The organism is Sediminibacterium sp. GW821-FHT12F12, from assembly GCF_058806635.1.
Genome location: NZ_JBXAPW010000004.1, coordinates 248443 through 269834, shown reverse-complemented (window position 1 = coordinate 269834; position 21392 = coordinate 248443). Strand labels below are relative to the sequence as shown.

Below are 21392 nucleotides of genomic sequence, written 5' to 3'. Positions count from 1 at the left end.
TGCAAATAACCCTGCTTTGGGTACAATGTCTACAGGCTATAGACTTAGTTCGTATTTTTGTACCATGACAAAGCTCAGTGTGAATATCAACAAATTCGCCACCCTGCGTAACAGCCGCGGTGGCAATAACCCGGATGTGGTGCAGGCAGCCATTGATGCACAGCGTTTTGGAGCCGATGGCGTTACGGTGCATCCACGTCCGGATGAACGGCATATCCGTTATGAAGATGTGCGACAGATCAGAAAGATCATCACCACAGAATTTAATATTGAAGGAAACCCCACCGAACAGAGATTTGTAGACCTGGTACTCGAAACCCGCCCACATCAGGTAACCCTGGTACCCGATGCGCTGGGGCAGCTGACCAGCGATCATGGCTGGGATACGATCAGGCATAAAGACTACCTTATCAACCTCATTGGTATTTTTCAGAAAGCAGGTATCCGAGTATCCATTTTTGTAGACCCTGTACTGGAAATGGTAGAAGGTGCCGCACAAACCGGAACCGACCGCATCGAACTATATACAGAAGCTTATGCCCGTGATTTTGCAGCCGGCAACGCTGCTGCTGCCATTGCCCCCTATCTCGCCGCTGCCAGCAAAGCCAAAGAACTGAGAATGGGTCTCAATGCCGGCCACGATCTTGACCTGCACAACCTGCAATTCTTTGCGCAACAGATCCCCTTCCTCGACGAGGTAAGCATAGGCCATGCACTGGTATGTGATGCCATTTACCTGGGGTATGAGAATGCGGTGCAGCTATATCAGCGGCAGCTGAAGTGAGACGAACAGACGAACAGACGAACAGAGGAGCAAGGAACAGATGAACGGAAAAATAGTCACTCCCCCTATCGCCATTCGTCTGTTCGTCTGTTCGTCTGTTCGTCTGTTCTTCTCCCCATTCCACAATCCTGAATTTTACTTTCGCATCTATCATTATCGTAAATTGATTCTTCAATACTCGATATGAAAAATTATTTACTGCTGGTGGGTTGTTTATTGGGTAATATTCTGTTGGCGCAGCCTGTTAAACCGGTATACCCGCTCCCTACCAAAGAACAACTGGCCTGGCATGAAAAAGAGTTTTACCTGTTCATCCATTTTGGCCCGAATACTTTTACCGATAAAGAATGGGGCGAGGGAAATGAAGATCCTTCTGTATTTAATCCTTCGGCATTGGATTGTGAACAGTGGACACGAATTGCCAAACAAGCCGGCGCTAAAGGCATTATACTAACCGCCAAACACCACGATGGATTCTGTTTATGGCCCAGCAAACAAAGTACCCATACCGTACGAGAAAGCAAATGGATGAATGGCAAAGGCGATGTGGTAAAAGCACTGTCTGATGCCTGTAAGAAAACCGGATTGGAAATGGGCGTTTATATTTCTCCCTGGGACAGAAACCACCCGCAATACGGCACCCCTGCTTATAATGATGTTTATATTGCCAGCATGAAAGAACTGCTAACCCAATACGGCAAATTCTTTGAACTATGGTGGGATGGCGCCAATGGTGAAGGTCCTAACGGAAAAAAACAGGTATACGATTTTAAACGTTTCGAAGACTCTGCTTTTAAATGGCAAAAACAACTGGTGATCTTCAGCGATATCGGTCCCGGTGCCCGTTGGTGCGGCAACGAGAATGGTACGATCAACCATACCAACTGGAACCTGCTGGATACCGCTGGTTTTAAAAGAGGTCATGGAGGTCCGCCTACCGACACCTTAAACTGCGGCAATGTAAATGGCAAACACTGGATTCCAGCTGAGGCAGATGTGTCTATCAGACCGGGATGGTTCTATCATGCCAAAGAAGACAGCAAAGTAAAATCTCCCGAAACATTATTTAATCTTTTTCTCCGGTCAGTGGGTAATGGCGGTAACTTCTTGTTAAATGTACCGCCCGACAGAACGGGACGTATTCATCCCGCAGATTCAGCTGCACTGGTAGGTTTTGGTAAACTAAGAACAACTGCTTTTTCAAAAGACTTGTTACAAAATGCCAGTATCAGCAGCATAGCAACTCCCGGCAAAAAGATCCCGGTATTGAACGATCATAATATACATACCTACTGGGTATCGCCACAACAGCAGAACAGCAGCCTGTTAGTGAAACTGCCGGTAAAAACAATCCTCAATACCCTGGTACTGGAAGAAATGATCGCGTACGGACAAAGGGTAAGTGCTTTCACCATTGAAGCGTTTGATGGACAGGCTTTCCAGACCGTTTTTACCGGTACTACTATCGGCAGAAAAAAGATCGCCAGTTTTTCGCCGCAGGAAACGGATCAACTCAGAATAACCATACAAGAGGCCAAAGCAGCACCGGTACTGAGATCCATCTCGGCCTACCAGGTTAAATAATCACTCAAAGCAACAGGTGAGGAACTATTGAAACGGGGTGCCTGTTTCAATAGTTCCCCTCTTTCTATTTACTCACAAAGGCAAATTTGAAGTCCTCCGCTTATCCTCTATTTCATGCTTTGGTCAGCTTCCTTCACGGTTTAATCATTTAACCGATGTCTGAAACTATTGATATGAGTAGTTTGTATCACTAAAACCATACAACATGAAACGCATTTTACTGTCGGCTTTGTTGCTGGCTGTTACTACTTTGCAGGCACAACGCCTGTTAACCACTCCGCCCAGCGGAGGTAATAAAAAAGCTTCCGTTACAGAACGCATAGGGATTACAGATGTGACCATCCGCTATGACCGTCCGGCTGTAAAAGGCAGGGAAGGTAAGATCTGGGGGCAGTTGGTGCCTGTAGGATATACCGACCTGCAGTTTGGAACCAGAAATGCCTCACCCTGGCGGGCCGGTGCCAATGAAAGCACAACGATCGAATTCAGTACGGATGTAACGATACAAGGACAACCGCTGGCCAAAGGTAAATATGGCTTTTTCATCGCCTATGATCCTGCACAGTCTACACTCATCTTTTCTAAAGCCACTACCAACTGGGGCAGTTATTATTATGATCCCAAAGATGATGTACTTCGGGTAAACGTGAACCCCGTTACCACAGACCGTTCCGTTGAATGGCTGAAATACGAATTCACCAACCAGACCGAAACCGCCGCCACGATCAGCCTGCAATGGGAGAAACTGAGTTTTCCTTTTACAGTGGAAGTGGATCTGAATAAAACTCAGGTGGAATCGTTCCGCACAGAATTGCGTACAGACAAGGGATTTTATTGGTTGCCCTGGCAACAGGCGGCGCAGTGGTGCCTGGACAGGAACACGAATCTCGAAGAAGCGCTGCGTTGGGCCGATACTGCCACCAATCCTGGTGTACTGGGCGAGAAAAATTTTACCACACTCGCTACCAAGGCACAGATTCTGGAAAAATTAAACAGGACTGCAGAATCTACGGCAATCATGAAAGAAGCTACACCACTGGGAACCATCAGTCAGGTACACCAGTATGGTAAAACACTACTTACCCAGAAACGTAGCAAAGAAGCACTGGAAGTTTTTAAATCCAATTATGAAAAATTCCCTAACCAGTTCACCACTTTAGCCGGATTGGTGCGTGGCTATTCTGCTGTTGGTGATTACCGGAAGGCACTGGAATATGCAGAAAAAGCCTTACCGCTCTCGCCCAACCAACTGAATACAGACAGCATGACCAAAATGATCCAACAGTTAAAAGATGGCAAAGATGTAAACTAAAAAATACCCGCTTCCTTACTGCGCCTCTGCGCCTTTGCGGGAAACTTTCCTGCAAAGGCGCAGAGGCGCAGTTTTTTTATCGTTACGGGATTCAAATCCTACATACAGAAAATCAAGTATCTTGCAGTAAGCAAATACCAATTATGTCAACACCCACTCCACTCGTAGGCATTATCATGGGAAGCGATAGCGACCTGAATATTATGCAGGCAGCAGCCGATATCCTGAAGCAATTCAAGATCGAATTTGAGCTGACCGTCGTATCTGCCCACAGAACACCTTTGCGCATGGTTGATTATGCCACTACCGCTAAAGAACGGGGTATCAAAGTGATCATTGCCGGCGCCGGTGGCGCAGCGCACTTACCGGGTATGGTGGCTTCTATTACCACATTGCCGGTGATTGGTGTCCCGATCAAATCTTCCAATTCTATTGATGGCTGGGATTCTGTTTTATCGATTTTGCAAATGCCCAATGGCGTTCCGGTAGCAACAGTAGCCTTGAATGCCGCTAAAAATGCCGGCATCCTTGCCGCACAGATCCTGGGTTGTTCCGATGCCAATATCTCTGCTGCCATGGCCCATTATAAAAAAGAAATGAGTCATGAAGTAAGCGGTAAAATCGCTAAACTGAAAAAAGACTGGCCCAACGGATTTGATGAATAACAACGGATTGCTATTCTCTTTATATCCTTCAAAATATTTTATGCGAATCAGACTATTACTGTTGCTTACACTTTATCTGTTACTGCAACAGAGCGGGATTTCGCAATTTTCTCCAAAAATAAGTAAGCAAGCTATTACCTATCGATGTTTGCCCTGCGGACAGGAATGCGATAACAAAGACTATCCTACACCCGGCCAATGCTCCTTCTGTGGAATGGAATTGGTGAATAAATCCACTATCCGTTTTGGAAATATATCACCAGCAGCTATCTGCCAATATATCCGAACACATCCATCAGTAGTGTTGATTGATGTGCGTACCAAAGAAGAATTTGAAGGTAAAGCCGATCCTGATTTTGGCGGATTGGCCAATTCCATCAATATTCCCGTTCAGGAACTGGAAAAAAGAATACCCTCCCTTTCGTCACTCAAAGAAAAAGAGATCATTGTTTTCTGTTCGCACAGTCACCGAAGTCCGCGTGCCGCTTATCTGCTGGGGAAAAATGGATTCAGTAAAGTGAAAAACATGTCGGGAGGTATGAGCCTAATGAAGGACAACTCCTGTAAAAAATAAAACAAGAGAATATTCTTTGTTCAGTTGTAAGCTTCTCCTAAATTCGGCCAGTAAGATTGAAGTAGATGAAACTTATATAGGGTGGAAATGAGATAAAATGAGCATATAGAATGAATAACACTTACTATTTAATCTTATTCAACCATTTATCAATACTTGGAATTTCATTCCCTGAATTATTAATGGGAGTTGGTGCAAATCTTCCATTCTGCATAATTCTGAAAGAAAAAATATATGTATACAATTTTGATGTAACTATATCTTGAAAAAGTACTTCGCCATAAATTACGAAGAAAATTCTATTAGTCAAAACAAGGTTACAAAGAAGACTATCCATAGGTTGAAACTTAAAAGGCATTAAATATTCATTATTTTCCGGCAAATAAAGATTTATGTATTTAATATCAGCACTTTGATAAATTCTATCTTTTCGAATAGCTGTATCTATATAAAACCCAATTACACTATTAAGAAGCAGAGCGGGTGTTTTTCCGAAATTCTTCAAGCCAACAGTTCCAGATTCATGTACAAATGGTTTAATAGAATCAACATTAACCGTACTAAGCATAATGTAGGCCCTATTTTGTATCGCAAAATTATTCTGAGCTGCGATGAGTGACTGTTGGGCAGTCATAAGCGAATTGTTTGCAATGCTTATTGACTTTAAAAAATTACTATCAGATTTTTTGGAATAAGCTTTTGTCAAATCAAATTGTTTTTCCGAGATATCTGTCGATCTTTTTGCAGCTTCCCCTATTTTTTTATACTCTTCCAAAGATTTTAAGAAATTTTCATTAGAAGATTTGATTGCATTTTTAGTTACACTAAGACTATTTTCAGCAGCATTCGCAGCTTTTACTGATGCATCAGCAGATTTCTTACCTTCTGATAGTGCTTTAGCAAAATTAATATCACCCGATTTGCTTGCGTCCAGTGCAATCAAAACAGCCCCTATAGTGACCGCCGCCATTATAACATTTACAATTACACTCCAAGTGGCTATCTTATCTGCCCTACTCCACTTTGCATTGTGGAGTTCATCTTTTACGGCTATTCTTTCATCTTCGGAGGTTGCATTTTTGGTGCTGCTGTTTGCAGGTTGTATGATATTTGGCGAATCGTTAATGCTATTTTGGGGCTTTGGAGTTTCACTATGCGTTGTGATATCAGGTTGTGAATTAGCTTGTTGATTATCACGTGTTTGCTCCTCAGCCATATGTTTAAATATCTATCAGTTAAAAAATAACATGGGATTATTAAAATGTGGGAATTTAAAAATATGGCAAATTTGCAGAATAGCAACATTTCAATAATATATTCTATAACTGATTAATAATAAGTTAGTTCGGGTTGTGGCTTGTGGCATATCGTCCCCATTATTTTCCTGCATAACTAACCACCCCAAACCCCTTGTTCAGTCCGGTAGAAGCTTTGTAAATATTTTGTAACCAGGTTTTGCCGTAAGTGGCATAGTAAAGTGAGAAATTATCTACCCGTTCCTGCAGACTATTATTTGGGAAGAGATGTTGTTTAATCACAGCGATCTGTTGCTGCTGCACTGCATATTTTAAACGTTCTGCACGAAGTATTTTTTTCTCGAGCGCCGTTAATTTTTTGAGTGCCTGTTTTTCAAGTGCCAGAAGGTGTTCAGACAGTGTACTATCTACGCCATCTGTAATGGTACGCAGATGACTGTAAAACGCCTGTGCCTGTTGCAATTCTGCGGTAAGGCTTACCTGGTTATCAGTTTCTCTTTTCACCAGTGTATTCAGCAGATCCAGTTCCTGTTTAAACAGATCGGTATCTGCGAAGCCCAGCTTCTGCCATTTTGTATGCTGTTCTTTGGTGATCAGGAGAAATGAATTTCGCAGCAGCAATACAGGATAGGGAATGTTTACTGCTTCAAATACATTTTTCAGTTCCAGCCAGTAAGCCAGTTCTCCTCCCCCGCCAATAAAAGCAATATTCGGCAGTACTGTTTCCTGAAAAGCACCTCTCAAAATTACATTGGCACTGAAACGTTCCGGATGCTGGTCGAGTTCCTGCAAAATCGCTTCTTTCGAAAACGACAATCCCAAACTCTTCACTTCGTAGGTGTCATGCTGCAATTCTATCCGTTCGCGTTTATCATTGATCAGGTAAAAAAGATTCAGCTCTCTGCCTCCTGCCTGTACTTTATAATTTTTCTCCAGCGCTGCAATCGTATCAGCTACAATAGTATGTGAGAAACCTTCTGTTAACTCTTTCTCTACTACAGACCGGAAAGCTGTTTTTAGTTTTGCGCTATCCGGAATCAGTACCACCAATCCAAATTCGCCAAACAACTCATTCACCAGTTCCAGCGTAGCCTGCTGTATGGTTTTGCCTTCGGTATAACATCGTTGTAACAGTTCAGTCAGTTCACTACCAAAGGGCAATACACCTGCCTGGCCATGAATGGCATGAATCAGTTTACTGAGCCCCTTATCCACTTTCATCCTGCCCACAGCACCGGTTTGTTTGGTTTCCCAAACCAGTTTTTGTCCGCCAACAGTTACATAGCCCAGTTCATCCAGATCAGCATCTTCGCTTCCCATGTAATAAACAGGTACAAAATGTAAACCGGGTTGCTGTTGGTTCAGTTCATCGGCCAGTTTAACTGCGTGAAGAATTTTATAGATAAAATAGAGTGGTCCGCTGAAAATATTCGGCTGATGGGCCGTTGTTACGGTAAAAGTATTATCCAAAGAAAGTGATTCGATATTCTTGGTTACTTTATCCGTTACCGGTAAAGAAGTATACTGCTCCCATAACACATCTGCCAATAGTTTCCTGGGAGTATTGAAGGCTTGCCTGGCGGCGATGGCATCTTGTATACCCGCCAGATCAGGTGTATGTTGGTAAAAAGGTTGCAGGGTACCGGATTGCGACAGGTAATCAGAAACGATCTTGGAAAAATAGCCGGTGCTTTCGTATGGTAAGTAGGTAACTGTCTGATCCATAATAAGGGATAAAAGTACAATTTACTGGATACTGCAGCATCCGTTCATCATTTTCACATTCCGGCTACGCCGTTTTAACGAAACCTGTCGGGATTGAAAGGTGCAATATCCATGCTGAGTTTCTCTTCATTCAGGATTTCGCTTACGATTTTCCCGGTTCCGGCGCCTAGGCTCAATCCTACCATCGCATGACCCGTTGCCACCACTACATTTTTCCACTTAGCAGTGCGGCCCAGGTAAGGTAATCCATCCGCCGAACAGGGGCGGAAACCGTACCATACTTTGTCCATGGTTGGCATGGGGATAGTAAAATCCGGGAAAAACCGTTCCACTGCTTCCAATACCCCTTTTACACGGCTCATCCTTGGTGGAGTATTGGTTGAAGTGATCTCCATGGTTCCTCCAAAGCGGATCTTATTCCCATCCATTGGGGTCAGCGCCACACGTCCCTCGATCAGTACCGCCGGGTGATTCAGTTTGTAAGGAGAATCTTCCAGTGTAACAGAATAACCCCTTCCACCTACCAATGGTATTTTAATATCCATTTTAGCAGCAATCTCCCGGCTCCATGATCCAGACGATAAAACAATGGCATCCGCATCATACACTGCTTTGGCTGTTTGCACTTTCGTAATCCGGCCCTCACTGTTCTCAAAACCGGTTACTTCCTCATTGCCCAGCAATCGAACACCTTTCTGCCGCAGATCTGCTAACAATTGCTGCATCAGTTTGTTCGGATACAGGTGTGCATCGCACTGAAAATGCACAGCCCCTTTGGCCAGTATGCGGGTCTGGGGTTCCAGTGCATCCAGCTGTTCTTTTGAAAGTAATACCGTATCTGTTAAACCCAGTTCATGGGCTTTCTCCAACATGTGTTTGGCATGATCGCCACCCGTATCGGTCTGAAAAATCTCAAGCAACCCTTTCCGCTCATACGCAAAACGGAATTGTGGCAAGGCCGTCCACTCTTCATACATTTTTTTACTGATGATCGCGATATCACGCAGCGGTATCGCTGAACGTTCCACATGTTCCGGCGTAGCTGCTTTCATGAACTTCATCCCCCAGTCTATCAGGCTCCAGCTTAAACGTGGTTGAACATAAAAAGGACTGCGTGAATTCCACATCCATTTCAATCCTTGTTTTACAATGCCCGGTGTAGCCAATGGCACAAAATGACTCGGACAAACATATCCCGCATTACCATAAGAGCAATTAGATGACATATCCGTTTTATCAATCACCGTTACTTCATGTCCGCTCTGCTGCAGGTAATAAGCACTGCTCAAACCTACGATCCCTCCTCCAATGACTACTACTTTCATATCCGTTCTGTTTAATTCTCAAAATTAAATGATAGTGTGATAGAATGAGTGAATGATAGAATGATAGAATGATAGAATGTTTTGATTTTGCTTCACCCGATAAGTACCCATATTATTTTTTTTCATTCTATCATTCTATCATGCTATCATTCTATCATTATCCTACAACACCTGAAACCCGCACGCATAAGGATCATCATCTCTATCTATGGAAATCGTATTATACCCATAAATCCTTGCCCAGCCTTCTACACTCGGAACAATAGCAGGTTTGTCGCCTACAGTGGTCAGCTGTTCTATTCTGCCGGTAAATTTAGAGCCGATGATACTTTCATGGATGAAAACATCTCCTTCCTTCAGTTTACCCTTGGCATACCATTGGGCCATCCGGGCCGATGTGCCGGTACCGCAGGGAGAACGGTCAATGGCTTTATCGCCATAAAAAACCGCATTACGTGCCGTGGAAGTGGGATCCAGCACGGCACCTGTCCATAAAATATGTGAGCACCCATTAATAGTAGGATTATCAGGATGTATAAACGAATACTTTTCATTGATCCTCTTCCGCAGTTCCCGGGCCCAGGCTATCAGTTTGTCTGCGGGGTAATGCTCCAGTCCGGCAAAATTGGGCTGTACATCCACGATGGCATAAAAATTACCCCCATACGATACATCTATCACCAGTTCGCCCAGCTCCGGGCAATCTACGGTGATACCTTCTGCGGCCAGGTAAGCGGGCACGTTGGTGAGTTTAACGGCTGTCACTTTTTTACCCTCCTGCCGGTAAGCGATCTTTACCAGTCCGGCCGGCGCTTCCATCAGCACCACACCGGGCGTTTTGGGTTGTATCAATCCTTCCTCTATCGCAATCGTAATGGTGCCAATGGTTCCATGACCACACATGGGTAAACAACCACTGGTTTCTATGAACAATACGGCCACATCATTGGCCGGATCATGGGGTGAATAGAGGATACTGCCACTCATCATATCATGGCCCCGTGGTTCAAACATGAGCCCTTTACGGATCCAGTCGTACTCGCGCAGAAAATGCTGGCGTTTTTCGCTCATGGTGTTGCCTTCCAGTGCAGGACCGCCCGCGGCCACTACCCTTACCGGGTTACCGCAGGTATGCGCATCAATACAGGAAAAAACGGCGCCGCCAAGATGGCCCGGCACGGCAGGGCTATAGGGAATGGGATGAGTTAACATGTGTTTTTAAAAGGAATTTAATTGCATAAACAACTGTTGTTCAGCAGTTTTTTTTATATTCATTATTCGATTGCTATATGGAAACTTACGGAAAAATATTATTGATTGCCACACCCGCTTTTCTGGTACTGGTTTTATTTGAAAAATGGTGGGGCTGGCGAAAAGGGAATGATACGGTTCGCCACCTTGATATGATCTCCAGTCTGAGTTCGGGCATCACCAATACGGTAAAAGATGTACTCGGACTGAGCATCGCCATCATCAGTTACGGCTGGATGGAGAAACACCTGGCGATAGTACACCTGGATTCTTCTATTCTTCTCTATATCGTTGCTTTCTTTTCGCTTGATCTTGCCGGCTACTGGGTGCACCGGCTGGACCATGAATACAATTTTTTCTGGAACGCACATATCATCCACCACAGCAGCGAAGAGTATAACCTGGCCTGCGCCTTGCGGCAAAGTATTTCAACCATCTTCCGGGTGTTTACTATCTTTTTATTGCCGGCAGCCTTACTCGGTGTTCCCGGTTCTGTGATAGCCGTGGTGGCGCCTTTGCATTTGTTTGCCCAGTTCTGGTATCATACGCAGCATATCAATAAGATGGGCTTCCTGGAAAAGATCATTGTTACCCCCTCCCATCACCGCGTTCACCATGCCATCAATCGGGAATATTTGGATAAAAATTATGGACAGATCTTTATTTTCTGGGATAAACTCTTCGGCACATTCCAGGAAGAATTACCTGATGTAAAAGCGGTGTATGGAATTACAAGACCGGTGCGAACCTGGAACCCCATCAAGATCAATTTCATGCATGTATGGCTGTTGATCAAAGATGCCTGGCGGACTAAAAAACTGGAAGATAAATTCCGCATCTGGTTTATGCCCACCGGCTGGCGCCCCGCTGATGTGGCGGAGAAATACCCCGTTTACAAGATCGAAAATGTGTATCATTTTGAAAAATATGACACAGAAGGATCCAAAGCCTTTGTAGCCTGGGCCTGGGTACAGCTAACCGTTACGCTGTTACTGATCAGTTATTTCTTTGCCCATATTGCACAGATAGGCTCACCGGCCATGTTTGTGTATGGCGCATTTGTTTTCTTTCATGTATATGCGTACACAGAGTTAATGGATAAGGCAGCCTATGCCTGGTTATGGCAGTTGGCAGGTTCTGCTTTTGGTATCGGTATCCTCTATTATTACAAAGATTGGTTTGGTATCTCACAATATGTGGGAGATCTGAATCTTGTGTTCATTGTTTACTTTCTGCTCTCTGCGGCAGCTGCTTTTTATTTTTCTTTCGCAGAGCCCCGAAACATCAGCATTCCGGCCTGATACAGATCCGGCAACCTGTAAACCTATTTATATAACAAAGGGCCGGTAGTTATCTCTACCAGCCCTTTCTACTAAACAGATAATTTATGAAACTATCAAGCCTTCACCCATTCATTATTCACCATACGCCAGATGCCCAGCGGATTGGCTGCCTGTAAGGCTTCGGGTAATAAGGTATCCGGACAGTTCTGGTAACAGACAGGTCGTACCCAGCGTTTAACAGCATGTACGCCTACTGCTGTAAAACGGCTATCGGTAGATGCCGGAAAAGGACCACCATGCACCATGCCTGCACATACTTCCACACCGGTAGGAACACCGTTGAATACGATCCGGCCGGCAATAGAAGGTGCGATCTCCAGTAAGGAAGCATGTGCCGCAAAATCTGCATCGGTGCCCATTAAAGTAGTGGTTAGTTGCCCGGTCAATGAGCGCCAAACGGCTGTCAGTTCCGCTTCCGTATCACAAATCACTACCAGCGAATAGGGACCAAACACTTCTTCCTGCAACAGCGGATCCAGCAAAAAAGCGGCCCCATCCACCGTTGCAATCACGGGCTGGGCTTCCAGTTCGCCGGGAGCCGTGATGGTTTGCGAGAGCAGTTTTACTCCCTTCTGCTGCAGGGCAGTCTTCATTTTTTCAAAATAAGCTTTGTGTATCCCTGCATGCAGCATTTTGGCTGGCGCGATGGTACTGATCTCTTTTGCCAATGCCTGCAGAAACGCTTGCAAGCCTTCACTGGCAATCCCCAGCAGAATGCCGGGATTAGTGCAGAACTGCCCCATGCCCAGTGTAATGGAACCTGCATATTGTTTGGCCAGGCTCTCTGCATTTTTAGAGAGTGTATCCGGCAATAAGATCACAGGATTGACACTTCCCATTTCGGCAAAAACAGGTATCGGGCTTTTTCTCGCTGCGGCATAATCATATAAAGCTCTGCCGCCGGTATACGACCCGGTAAAACCCACGGCCGCTGTATGCGGGTGCTGCACCAATGCTTTACCCGCTTCAAAAGACGCATCAGTTACATGCTGAAAACAATGTTCCGGCATACCGGTGGCTGTTATAGCAGCAGCAATGGCATCGGCCACGAGAATAGAGGTTTGTAAATGCGCCGGATGGGCTTTGACCACTACCGGACAACCGGCAGCCAAGGCACTGGCCGTATCGCCACCCGCAGTAGAATAGGCAAAAGGAAAATTACTGGCTCCAAATACCACCACGGTACCCATCGGTACCAGCATTTTACGGATATCCGGCCTGGGAGGTGTTTTATCCGGGATGGCGGTATCCACCGTAGCTTCCACCCAACTGCCTTCGCGCAGCATCTGGGCAAACATGCGTAACTGCATCGTGGTTCTTCCCCGCTCACCACTTAAACGGGCGGTGGGTAAATGGGTTTCTTCGGAAGCTTTGCTGATCAAGGCATCACCCAGCGCTTCTATGTTGGCGGCAATGGTTTCGAGAAACACCGCTTTTTGTACAGGCGATGTTTTTTGATAGGCCACAAAAGCGGCAGCGGCCTGCTGCATCACACTATCGATCTGCGCCGGCGAGTGTGGGGTATTTGTCATCATTATACGCTCAGTTGTAAATATTCAGGTAATACAGGTCTGCCGGCGATTCCTTTGTCAATGGTGGCCAGTACCTGTTTGCGTTCCTCACCCACCAGGGTTAAACGGGGTGCACGCACATATTCAGAACCAATACCAGCCTGTGTTTCGGCCAGTTTGATGTATTGAACCAGTTTGGGATGAATATCGAGCTCCAGCAAAGGCATGAACCAACGGTAAATGGCAGTGGCTTCAGCAATATGACCCGCTTTTACCAGGCGGTAAATGGCCACGGTCTCTCTTGGAAAAGCACATACCAGCCCGGCTACCCAACCATCTGCCCCCAGCACCATTTCTTCCATGGCCAGTGTATCTACCCCGCAAAGGATCCGGTAACGCCCGCCAAAACGATTGATCAGCCGGGTTACATTGGTTACATCCCGCGTAGATTCTTTGATGGCCTGGATATTACTGCAGGCAGTCAGGTCTTCAAACATATCCGGCGTTACATCTATTTTATAATCTACCGGGTTATTATAGATCATGATAGGCAGATCCGTGGCATTGGCTACGGTGGTGAAATAGGTCACCGTTTCGCGGTGGTCAGACTTGTAACGCATCGGTGGCAATAACATCAGTCCCTGCGCCCCCCAGGCTTTGGCATAGGTCGCCTGCTGTAAGGCTTCGCGGGTGCTGCCTTCGGCAATATTCAACACTACGGGTACCCTACCCGCTACTTTTTCAATGGTAAATTTTACGAGGGTTTCTTTTTCGTCCGTGCTTAACACACTGGCTTCCCCCAATGTTCCGCCGAGGATGATCCCATTCACACCCGCATCCAGCTGGGCATTCAGGTTCTTTTCAAACAAAGGAAGATCCAGTTGATCAGTACTGGTAAACTTAGTGGTAACAGCGGGAAACACGCCCTTCCAGTCGATAGCCATAGGTTTTGTTTAGGTAGGGCTAAGATAGGGCAATGATGGAATGATAGTATGATAGAATGATAGAATATTTAGAATACGTATTTCTTATTGTATGAATAGATCTTCCGGAATCACAAGAAAATCATGCTACCATCCTATCATTCTATCATCCTATCATCCTATCATTCTATCATTAATCAACCACCTCCCCCTCCAGATCATAATCATACGCTTTGGTGATCTTTACCTGCACAAATTCCCCGATGGGGAGTTTTTTGGTGGAGTGGATGACCACTTCATTGTCTACTTCCACGCTATCAAATTCGGTACGGCCGAGGTAGCGGCCGGCTTCTTTTTTGTCGATGAGTACTTTGAATACCTGGCCTATCTTCTCCTGGTTCTTTTCGTAACTGATCTCCTGCTGCACTTCCATGATCTCCTGGGCGCGTTCTGCTTTGAGGTCTGCCGGCACATCATCTGCCAGGTCGTAGGCAGAAGTATTTTCTTCATGGCTGTACTGGAAAATGCCCACACGGTCAAAACGGTGTTCGCGGAGGAAGTCTTTCAGCTCTTCCACGTCTTCTTCCGTTTCGCCCGGAAAACCAGCAATCAGGGTGGTGCGTAAACAGATGCCGGGTACTTTTTCGCGGATGGCACTGATCAGCTCACCCATTTCTTCGCGGGTAATATTGCGGCGCATGGCTTTTAGCATGTTATTGCTGGCATGCTGCAGCGGCATATCGAGGTATTTGCAGATATTATCGCGCTCGCGCATCACATCCAGGATCTCCAACGGGAATTTGCTGGGATAGGCATAATGCAATCGGATCCATTCCAGTCCTTTCACATCTGCCAACGCATTCAATAAACGGGGCAGGTCGCGTTTTTTATAGATATCCAGCCCATAATAAGTCAGCTCCTGGGCAATCAGCATAATCTCTTTCACTCCTTTCTTCACCAGGCTTTCCGCCTCAGCCACCAGCTCTTCAATCGGTCTGCTGATATGCTGCCCCCGCATCAGCGGAATAGCGCAGAAAGAACAGGTACGGTTACAGCCTTCGCTGATCTTCAGATAGGCGTAGTGGCGGGGGGTACTCAGCAAACGTTCGCCCAGTAATTCGCTTTTGTAGTCGGCATCAAACTGTTTCAGCATCAGGGGCAGCTCCATGGTGCCGAACCAGGCATCCACTTCGGGCATTTCCTTTTCCAGGTCTTCCCGGTAGCGTTCGCTCAGGCAACCGGTTACATATACCTTGTCCAGTTTGCCCCGCCGCTTCAGCTCCAGCTGGTCCAGGATGGTGTTGATACTTTCTTCTTTGGCTTTATCTATGAAGCCGCAGGTGTTTACCACGGATATATTATGGTCCAGTTTGGTATTCTCATGTACCACGGTTATATCGTTGGCTGCCAGCTGGCCGCTCAATACTTCACTATCTACCAGGTTCTTGCTGCAACCGAGGGTGATGATATTTACCTTGTCTTTTCGTAATGTTCTTGCTTTCATGCGGTGGCAAAACTACCAATAATCGGCCACTATTTGGCAGAAGCGGCTGCCGGACGATCTATGTAAAACAGGGCCAACTGTTCCCCGTTCTCTTCTTTGCCCCCCTGGTACCCGAAACCCGACCTTTCCAGTACTTTCTGCGAAAGCAGGTGATTGGTCCGGGTGATGGCAAATAATCGGGGGTGCTGGGTATGGTCAAAGAAATACCTGATCCCTTCCTGTACCAGTTCGGTGGCATAACCCTGTCCCCAGCATTCCGGCAACAGGGCATAGCCGATATGATAGTCAGCTTCGCCCGACAGGTATAAAAAGGAAAAAGTGCCGAGGAACCGGCCACCCGCTTTCTCCTCCACCGCATACCGGCCCAGCAGGGAACCCTCGCGGTAAAAAAACAGGTTCTCTAAAAAAAAGATGTCACAGTCTTCCCGGGATTTGGCGGGCCTGATAAACTCCATCACTCTGGGATCTCCGTTGATGCGGTAAAAGGATTCCTTGTCGAGGTGGGTAAACCTTCTTACCCGGGTTCTGTTAGTGGTAAATAAATCCATGAAAATCGTTTATCGGCAATCCGCTGGCTGTTTCTTGCCGTAAGTTATTGATCAACCTTGAAAAATTTTATTATGTCACATCTCTACGGCAAGCTGTCAAAGCTACCATTTCTGCGGATGCATTATTCCGGAAAATTTTTATTTGTAGCATTTATCGGAATTCATATTCCACTGATTATAATAGTTTTAATAACAGTTACCGAAATTTTTTCTTTTACCAAAGAAACCATGCTTATTGCCTGCCTGGTGGCCACATTGGCCGCATCGGCCCTTACTTTGTACTTCCTGAACCAGCTATTATGGCCCCTGCACAAAGCCAAAACAGCACTGGAAAGATACCTGACCCACCAGGAACTTCCCAACCTACCCACCCGGTTTGAAGATGAAGCAGGCATCCTGCTGAAACAATTACAGCGAACACTGGAACAACAGAACCAGTTACTGGATGAGAAAAAGGATACCATCCAGCTACTTTCTCACAATGTACAGTTGCCTTTTGAACAGTTCAGCCAACTCTCTACCCAGATCATTCAGGAAACAGACCTGGAAAAACTGCATGATCATGGTCGTACTATCAAAGAAATCTCAGTCAAAAACCTTCTGGCGTTACATCAAATTTTAAGTTACTTAAAAGGCAAAAAACATTGATTATCAGTGCGAAAATTACATTTAATTAAATAATAAATAAAATAGAAAACCCCGACTTGAGCCGGGGTTTCTTGTAATCGTTTATCCTACTTACTATTAAGCCTGCTGTGTGGCATGCACCTGCGAGCTGATATGCTTGACAATCTTTTCTGCATGATCTCTTGAGTTCTCAATAAAGAGGCTATGTGTATTAAACCCACCACAGATCACGCCGGCCAGGTAAATTCCCTTGATATTGGTTTCATGGGTACTCTCGTCGTAATTGGGCTTACAAACCTCATCATCGGCCAATTCGATACCCATGTTTTCGAGGAAAGTCAGATCCGGCTTATAACCGGTCATGGCAATTACCTTGTCGTTCTCTATCGTTACCATACCATCCGGTGTTTTAATATCCACTTCATGCTCGCGGATCTCGGCTACTGTGGAGTTGAAATAGACCTTAATCGATCCTTCTTTGATCCGGTTTTCGATATCGGGTTTGATCCAGTATTTCACATGTTCTCCCAATTCGCTGCCGCGGATCACCATGGTAACCTGGGCTCCTTTGTGCCAGGTTTCGAGGGCCGCATCTACCGCCGAGTTATTGGCTCCTACCACCACCACTTTCTGGAAAGCATAAAAATGCGGATCGTCGTAGTAATGGGTCACTTTGGACAGTTCTTCCCCTTTTACATTCATCATGTAAGGCTTGCCATAGAAACCAGTGGAAACGATAATATTCTTTGTCTTATAATGTCTTTTAGAGGTATTTACGGTAAACAGTTCCTCTGCCCTGTCTATCGTTTCCACTCCTTCGAACAGGTGAATATTCAGACCGGAGGATACGGCTACTTTGCGGTAATATTCCAACGCCTCATCGCGGGTGGGTTTGGCGTGGCGGCTCATAAAGGGGATTCCGCCGATCTCCAGCCTGTCGGCCGTGGAGAAAAAAGTCATATTGGCAGGATAGTTGAACAGGGAGTTTACGAGACAGCCCCTTTCGATGATCAGGTAGCGCAGGCCATTGGCTTTGGCATGTAAACCACAGGCGAGTCCGATAGGACCGGAACCGATAATAATAACGTCGTAAGCAGTTGAGAACATGGTAGAGAGTTTGTTATTTGAAATCAAAAGCGATATAGGAATGAGGTTTGCTGGTAGCATAACCGCCTTTTACAGCGGGTAATAACTTCCAGACAGCAAGGCCGGTAAACAGAAACAGGAAACCAAGAATACTGATCTTCATAATACACTAACAAAATTAAACAACCCGCCGCTATTACTTGTGAATCTCACTCGAAAAGTGGAAACTAATATCAGGATTATTGGTGATCTCCGTGTTCAGGAACCATTCGCTCTGGGCCAGGTAAACCGGATGACCGTCTTTATCCGCCGCCGAGTTCTGCTGTTTGAACCGGAGAAAGTCGGCCAGCTTGTTTTCATCTTTGCTGGTTAACCAGCAGGCTTTGTAAAAAGGCAGAGAGCGGAACTCGCAAGCCGCCCCGTATTCCTGTAGCAAACGGTACTGGATCACTTCAAACTGCAGCTCTCCCACACAACCGATGATCTTTTTATTACCACCAAACTGGGTAAAGAGCTGGGCCACACCCTCATCCGTTAACTGGCTAATTCCTTTTTCTAACTGTTTGGTTTTCATAGGATCTTTATTCACTAATTCTTTAAAAATTTCAGGTGAAAAAGTAGGAATTCCTACAAAATAGAAGTTCTCCCCCTCGGTCAGCGTATCGCCGATCTTGAAGTTACCCGTATCAAACAACCCCACCACATCTCCGGCATAGGCATCTTCAATAATGTCTTTACTCCGGGCCATAAAACTATAGGGATTGCTGAAGCGGACGTCTTTATCCAGGCGCACATGGTGGTAGTACTTGTTACGTTCAAACTTACCACTGCATACCCGCATGAAGGCGATGCGGTCGCGGTGTTTGGGGTCGAGGTTGGCATGGATCTTAAAGATGAAGCCACTAAACTTATCCTCTCCCACTTCTACCGTACGAACAGACGTTTCGCGGCTACGGGGCACCGGCGCTATCCGGATAAAAGTATCCAGCATCTCTTTTACCCCAAAGTTATTCACCGCACTACCAAAGAATACCGGGGCAATTTTGCCGGAGAGGTAGTCGTTCACATTCAGTTCGCCATATACCCCATCCAGCAGTTCTACATCTTCCCGCAGTTGGGCGGCATCACGGTCGCCTACCTTTGAATCCAGCAGCTTATCAGACAGATCGCTGATGGCAATTACGTCATCGTCATCTGCTTTTGTACTTGCAGTAAACAGTCTAAGACTCTTATTATCAATATTATACACTCCCTTAAACTCCTTTCCGCTATTAATGGGCCAGGTCATAGGATGCAGTGAAATATGGAGTTCGTTCTCGATTTCCTCCAGCAGGTCAAAGCGGTTTTTACCGTCGCGGTCCATCTTATTCACGAAAACGATCACCGGGGTATCCCGCATCCGGCACACTTCCATCAGGCGCCGCGTCTGGGCCTCTACCCCGTTTACACTGTCGATCACCAGTATTACGCTGTCTACTGCCGTAAGGGTACGGTAGGTATCTTCTGCAAAATCCTTGTGACCGGGGGTATCCAGCAGGTTGATCAGGGTGTTCTGGTATTCGAAGGTCATCACGGAAGTAGCCACCGAGATTCCTCTCTGGCGCTCAATTTCCATGAAATCGCTGGTAGCGTGTTTCTTGATCTTATTACTCTTAACGGCCCCCGCCACCTGAATCGCACCTCCGAAAAGCAGTAATTTCTCGGTTAAAGTGGTCTTACCCGCATCCGGGTGGGAGATAATGGCGAAGGTCTTCCGCCTGTTGATTTCTTTCTCAAACTTCATAACGGCGGCAAAGGTAAGGATAGGGAGTGGTGAATGGGCAATTGTCAATACGATTACCCCGAAAAACTACGTCCATCCAATTATTCTATCATACTATCATCCTATCATTCTATCATTCTATCATTCATTCACTCATTCATTCACTCATTCACTCATTACTAATACTCCACCACCCTCACTTCCCCCTTCCCCTCCCTCACCGTCACAATCCAAAACTGGTTATACACGCTCTCGTCCAGGTTGGCATATTTCTTTTCTTTGATCAGCAGGTTTACCAATTGCGGGGTGGTATTGGAATGTCCGGCAACAATGATGGTTTTGCCTTTCTCCTGTAACAGTTTCTCCGAAAAACTTACAAGATCTTTAGGTTCATATACTTGTATCTCTTTATTGAACTTTTTTGCCAATGGCGTTACGGTAGATTTTGTTCTGGTATAGTTGGTTGAATAGATCGCATCCGGACTATAGGCCGCCAGTACTGTGAGCAGTTTCTCTGCCCGTTCCCTTCCCTGTTGTGTAAGTGGTGGGTCGGCTTTCATCATGGCAGATCCGGCGGTACTGGTATCTTTTTCCGCATGGCGGAGAAGGATATAGGTACTGGTTTGTGCAAAAGCGCCAAAGCCAAGGCCGAGACCGATGACCAATAAGGCAGCATATTTTTTCATATAATGGTTTTATGCATGAAGTTACTGTGTTACGCCCGCAGGCGTGAACCGCTGGTGTAAAGAAAGGGAATATAGCAAATCCTTCACAACTCTACTGCCGCATACGGTTTATCTTTGATTGGTGGGCCTGCGGGCAGAACAGATTCAAGTACCTATCAGTTAAAATCATGAAACAGATCCTTACCCTCTTTATTCTTTTATCAGTTGTGCAAACCGATGCAGATGCCCAGTTAAAGGGTCTGCTCAATAAAGCCAAAGATGCCATCAGCGGCAAATCCGTTTCTTTAAGTAATGATGATATAGTGGCCGGCTTAAAAGAGGCCCTGGCCGTGGGATCGCAGAAAGGGGCCAACAGCCTCTCGCAGGTAGATGGCTTTTTTGCCAATGCCGCCCTTAAGATCCTGCTTCCGCCGGAAGCCGAGAAAGTAGAAAGTACCTTACGCAAAGTAGGTTTGGGTAAACAGGTAGATGATGCTATCCTGAGTATGAACCGCGCCGCAGAAGATGCCTGTAAAAGTGCCGCCCCTATTTTCGGCAATGCCATCAAACAGATGAGTTTTCAGGATGCGCTGGGTATTCTGAAAGGCGGCGATACGGCTGCCACCGGTTACCTGCGCGGTAAAACCAGCACCGAACTAACCAATGCCTTCCGCCCCGTGATAACCCAATCGCTGGAAAAAGTGAATGCCACCAAATACTGGAATACCCTGATCAGTTCTTATAACAAGATCAATATCCTCGGCAAAAAGATCAACCCCGACCTGAGCGCCTATGTTACCGAAAAAGCCCTGGGAGGTATTTTTCACCAGGTAGCCGAGGAGGAAAAGAATATCAGAAAAGATCCTTTGGCGAGATCTTCGGAGATTTTGAAGAAAGTGTTCGCAAAATAACAAAGTGAGTAGTGAGTGGTCAGTAGGCAGTACTAC

Annotated in this window: 20 protein-coding genes; 8 read left to right on the top strand and 12 right to left on the bottom strand. The window is 45.8% G+C overall.

Features of this window, described 5'->3' with window-relative positions:
* The first annotated feature begins 64 nt into the window (after positions 1-64).
* The 5 genes from AC1RNB_RS08735 to AC1RNB_RS08715 all read left to right on the top strand — a co-directional run bounded on the left by AC1RNB_RS08735 (position 65) and on the right by AC1RNB_RS08715 (position 4919).
* A complete protein-coding gene (locus tag AC1RNB_RS08735; RefSeq protein WP_493082289.1) occupies positions 65-784 on the top strand; it encodes a pyridoxine 5'-phosphate synthase in 720 nt (239 codons plus the stop codon).
* A 183-nt stretch (positions 785-967) separates the two neighbouring features.
* A complete protein-coding gene (locus AC1RNB_RS08730) occupies positions 968-2368 on the top strand; it encodes an alpha-L-fucosidase (RefSeq protein ID WP_493082288.1) in 1401 nt (466 codons plus the stop codon).
* A gap of 205 nt (positions 2369-2573) precedes the next feature.
* The gene (locus AC1RNB_RS08725) at positions 2574-3680 is read left to right on the top strand and encodes a DUF2911 domain-containing protein (protein WP_493082287.1); all 1107 of its coding nucleotides are present in this window, start codon (positions 2574-2576) and stop codon (positions 3678-3680) included.
* A gap of 143 nt (positions 3681-3823) precedes the next feature.
* On the top strand, positions 3824-4345 hold the full coding sequence (gene purE / locus AC1RNB_RS08720; protein WP_493082286.1) for a 5-(carboxyamino)imidazole ribonucleotide mutase: 522 nt from the start codon (positions 3824-3826) through the stop codon (positions 4343-4345).
* A gap of 40 nt (positions 4346-4385) precedes the next feature.
* Positions 4386-4919: a rhodanese-like domain-containing protein gene (locus AC1RNB_RS08715; RefSeq protein WP_493082285.1), complete on the top strand. Its 534-nt coding sequence runs from the start codon at positions 4386-4388 to the stop codon at positions 4917-4919.
* A 124-nt stretch (positions 4920-5043) separates the two neighbouring features.
* Here AC1RNB_RS08715 and AC1RNB_RS08710 read toward each other — a convergent pair whose 3' ends face one another.
* The 4 genes from AC1RNB_RS08710 to AC1RNB_RS08695 all read right to left on the bottom strand — a co-directional run bounded on the left by AC1RNB_RS08710 (position 5044) and on the right by AC1RNB_RS08695 (position 10437).
* The gene (locus tag AC1RNB_RS08710; protein ID WP_493082284.1) at positions 5044-6135 is read right to left on the bottom strand and encodes a hypothetical protein; all 1092 of its coding nucleotides are present in this window, start codon (positions 6133-6135) and stop codon (positions 5044-5046) included.
* Positions 6136-6295: 160 nt separating this feature from the next.
* Positions 6296-7900, bottom strand: a complete 1605-nt coding sequence (gene bshC / locus AC1RNB_RS08705) for a bacillithiol biosynthesis cysteine-adding enzyme BshC (RefSeq protein WP_493082283.1) — start codon at positions 7898-7900, stop codon at positions 6296-6298.
* A gap of 74 nt (positions 7901-7974) precedes the next feature.
* Complete coding sequence (locus AC1RNB_RS08700; protein WP_493082282.1) at positions 7975-9225, bottom strand: NAD(P)/FAD-dependent oxidoreductase; 1251 nt, start codon at positions 9223-9225, stop codon at positions 7975-7977.
* A 162-nt stretch (positions 9226-9387) separates the two neighbouring features.
* Positions 9388-10437, bottom strand: coding sequence for a 4-hydroxyproline epimerase (locus AC1RNB_RS08695; RefSeq protein WP_493082281.1), 1050 nt, complete (start codon positions 10435-10437; stop codon positions 9388-9390).
* A 77-nt stretch (positions 10438-10514) separates the two neighbouring features.
* Between AC1RNB_RS08695 and AC1RNB_RS08690 the strand changes: the two genes are divergently transcribed.
* Positions 10515-11777, top strand: coding sequence for a sterol desaturase family protein (locus tag AC1RNB_RS08690; RefSeq protein WP_493082280.1), 1263 nt, complete (start codon positions 10515-10517; stop codon positions 11775-11777).
* A 95-nt stretch (positions 11778-11872) separates the two neighbouring features.
* Here AC1RNB_RS08690 and AC1RNB_RS08685 read toward each other — a convergent pair whose 3' ends face one another.
* From AC1RNB_RS08685 to AC1RNB_RS08670, 4 genes are all read right to left on the bottom strand, one after another.
* Positions 11873-13354: an aldehyde dehydrogenase (NADP(+)) gene (locus tag AC1RNB_RS08685; RefSeq protein WP_493082279.1), complete on the bottom strand. Its 1482-nt coding sequence runs from the start codon at positions 13352-13354 to the stop codon at positions 11873-11875.
* Positions 13354-14274 (bottom strand): dihydrodipicolinate synthase family protein, encoded by a 921-nt coding sequence (locus AC1RNB_RS08680; protein ID WP_493082278.1) that lies wholly within the window; start codon positions 14272-14274, stop codon positions 13354-13356. The genes AC1RNB_RS08685 and AC1RNB_RS08680 overlap by 1 nt, the downstream gene beginning before the upstream one ends.
* Before the next feature lie 172 nt (positions 14275-14446).
* Positions 14447-15757 (bottom strand): 30S ribosomal protein S12 methylthiotransferase RimO, encoded by a 1311-nt coding sequence (rimO, locus tag AC1RNB_RS08675; protein ID WP_493082277.1) that lies wholly within the window; start codon positions 15755-15757, stop codon positions 14447-14449.
* A gap of 29 nt (positions 15758-15786) precedes the next feature.
* On the bottom strand, positions 15787-16305 hold the full coding sequence (locus tag AC1RNB_RS08670; protein ID WP_493082276.1) for a GNAT family N-acetyltransferase: 519 nt from the start codon (positions 16303-16305) through the stop codon (positions 15787-15789).
* A 72-nt stretch (positions 16306-16377) separates the two neighbouring features.
* Between AC1RNB_RS08670 and AC1RNB_RS08665 the strand changes: the two genes are divergently transcribed.
* Positions 16378-16953: a hypothetical protein gene (locus AC1RNB_RS08665; protein ID WP_493082275.1), complete on the top strand. Its 576-nt coding sequence runs from the start codon at positions 16378-16380 to the stop codon at positions 16951-16953.
* Positions 16954-17049: 96 nt separating this feature from the next.
* Here AC1RNB_RS08665 and AC1RNB_RS08660 read toward each other — a convergent pair whose 3' ends face one another.
* From AC1RNB_RS08660 to AC1RNB_RS08645, 4 genes are all read right to left on the bottom strand, one after another.
* The gene (locus tag AC1RNB_RS08660) at positions 17050-18039 is read right to left on the bottom strand and encodes a YpdA family putative bacillithiol disulfide reductase (protein ID WP_493082274.1); all 990 of its coding nucleotides are present in this window, start codon (positions 18037-18039) and stop codon (positions 17050-17052) included.
* 13 nt (positions 18040-18052) lie between these two features.
* Positions 18053-18181: a hypothetical protein gene (locus AC1RNB_RS08655; protein WP_493082273.1), complete on the bottom strand. Its 129-nt coding sequence runs from the start codon at positions 18179-18181 to the stop codon at positions 18053-18055.
* A gap of 33 nt (positions 18182-18214) precedes the next feature.
* Positions 18215-19801 (bottom strand): peptide chain release factor 3, encoded by a 1587-nt coding sequence (locus AC1RNB_RS08650; protein ID WP_493082272.1) that lies wholly within the window; start codon positions 19799-19801, stop codon positions 18215-18217.
* Positions 19802-19959: 158 nt separating this feature from the next.
* Complete coding sequence (locus tag AC1RNB_RS08645; RefSeq protein ID WP_493082271.1) at positions 19960-20466, bottom strand: SixA phosphatase family protein; 507 nt, start codon at positions 20464-20466, stop codon at positions 19960-19962.
* 167 nt (positions 20467-20633) lie between these two features.
* Here AC1RNB_RS08645 and AC1RNB_RS08640 point away from each other — a divergent pair, with 167 nt between their 5' ends.
* A complete protein-coding gene (locus AC1RNB_RS08640) occupies positions 20634-21356 on the top strand; it encodes a DUF4197 domain-containing protein (RefSeq protein WP_493082270.1) in 723 nt (240 codons plus the stop codon).
* The last annotated feature ends 36 nt before the right edge of the window (positions 21357-21392 follow it).

Bases quoted from the DNA above. Each gene is read 5' to 3' on its own strand.
- bshC (WP_493082283.1), bottom strand. From the start codon at position 7,900: ATGGATCAGACAGTTACCTACTTACCATACGAAAGCACCGGCTATTTT.
- AC1RNB_RS08645 (WP_493082271.1), bottom strand. From the start codon at position 20,466: ATGAAAAAATATGCTGCCTTATTGGTCATCGGTCTCGGCCTTGGCTTT.
- purE (WP_493082286.1), top strand. From the start codon at position 3,824: ATGTCAACACCCACTCCACTCGTAGGCATTATCATGGGAAGCGATAGC.
- AC1RNB_RS08690 (WP_493082280.1), top strand. From the start codon at position 10,515: ATGGAAACTTACGGAAAAATATTATTGATTGCCACACCCGCTTTTCTG.
- AC1RNB_RS08710 (WP_493082284.1), bottom strand. From the start codon at position 6,135: ATGGCTGAGGAGCAAACACGTGATAATCAACAAGCTAATTCACAACCT.
- AC1RNB_RS08715 (WP_493082285.1), top strand. From the start codon at position 4,386: ATGCGAATCAGACTATTACTGTTGCTTACACTTTATCTGTTACTGCAA.
- AC1RNB_RS08670 (WP_493082276.1), bottom strand. From the start codon at position 16,305: ATGGATTTATTTACCACTAACAGAACCCGGGTAAGAAGGTTTACCCAC.
- AC1RNB_RS08655 (WP_493082273.1), bottom strand. From the start codon at position 18,181: ATGAAGATCAGTATTCTTGGTTTCCTGTTTCTGTTTACCGGCCTTGCT.
- AC1RNB_RS08665 (WP_493082275.1), top strand. From the start codon at position 16,378: ATGTCACATCTCTACGGCAAGCTGTCAAAGCTACCATTTCTGCGGATG.
- AC1RNB_RS08650 (WP_493082272.1), bottom strand. From the start codon at position 19,801: ATGAAGTTTGAGAAAGAAATCAACAGGCGGAAGACCTTCGCCATTATC.
- AC1RNB_RS08695 (WP_493082281.1), bottom strand. From the start codon at position 10,437: ATGTTAACTCATCCCATTCCCTATAGCCCTGCCGTGCCGGGCCATCTT.
- AC1RNB_RS08735 (WP_493082289.1), top strand. From the start codon at position 65: ATGACAAAGCTCAGTGTGAATATCAACAAATTCGCCACCCTGCGTAAC.
- AC1RNB_RS08660 (WP_493082274.1), bottom strand. From the start codon at position 18,039: ATGTTCTCAACTGCTTACGACGTTATTATTATCGGTTCCGGTCCTATC.
- AC1RNB_RS08680 (WP_493082278.1), bottom strand. From the start codon at position 14,274: ATGGCTATCGACTGGAAGGGCGTGTTTCCCGCTGTTACCACTAAGTTT.
- rimO (WP_493082277.1), bottom strand. From the start codon at position 15,757: ATGAAAGCAAGAACATTACGAAAAGACAAGGTAAATATCATCACCCTC.
- AC1RNB_RS08700 (WP_493082282.1), bottom strand. From the start codon at position 9,225: ATGAAAGTAGTAGTCATTGGAGGAGGGATCGTAGGTTTGAGCAGTGCT.
- AC1RNB_RS08685 (WP_493082279.1), bottom strand. From the start codon at position 13,354: ATGATGACAAATACCCCACACTCGCCGGCGCAGATCGATAGTGTGATG.
- AC1RNB_RS08725 (WP_493082287.1), top strand. From the start codon at position 2,574: ATGAAACGCATTTTACTGTCGGCTTTGTTGCTGGCTGTTACTACTTTG.
- AC1RNB_RS08640 (WP_493082270.1), top strand. From the start codon at position 20,634: ATGAAACAGATCCTTACCCTCTTTATTCTTTTATCAGTTGTGCAAACC.
- AC1RNB_RS08730 (WP_493082288.1), top strand. From the start codon at position 968: ATGAAAAATTATTTACTGCTGGTGGGTTGTTTATTGGGTAATATTCTG.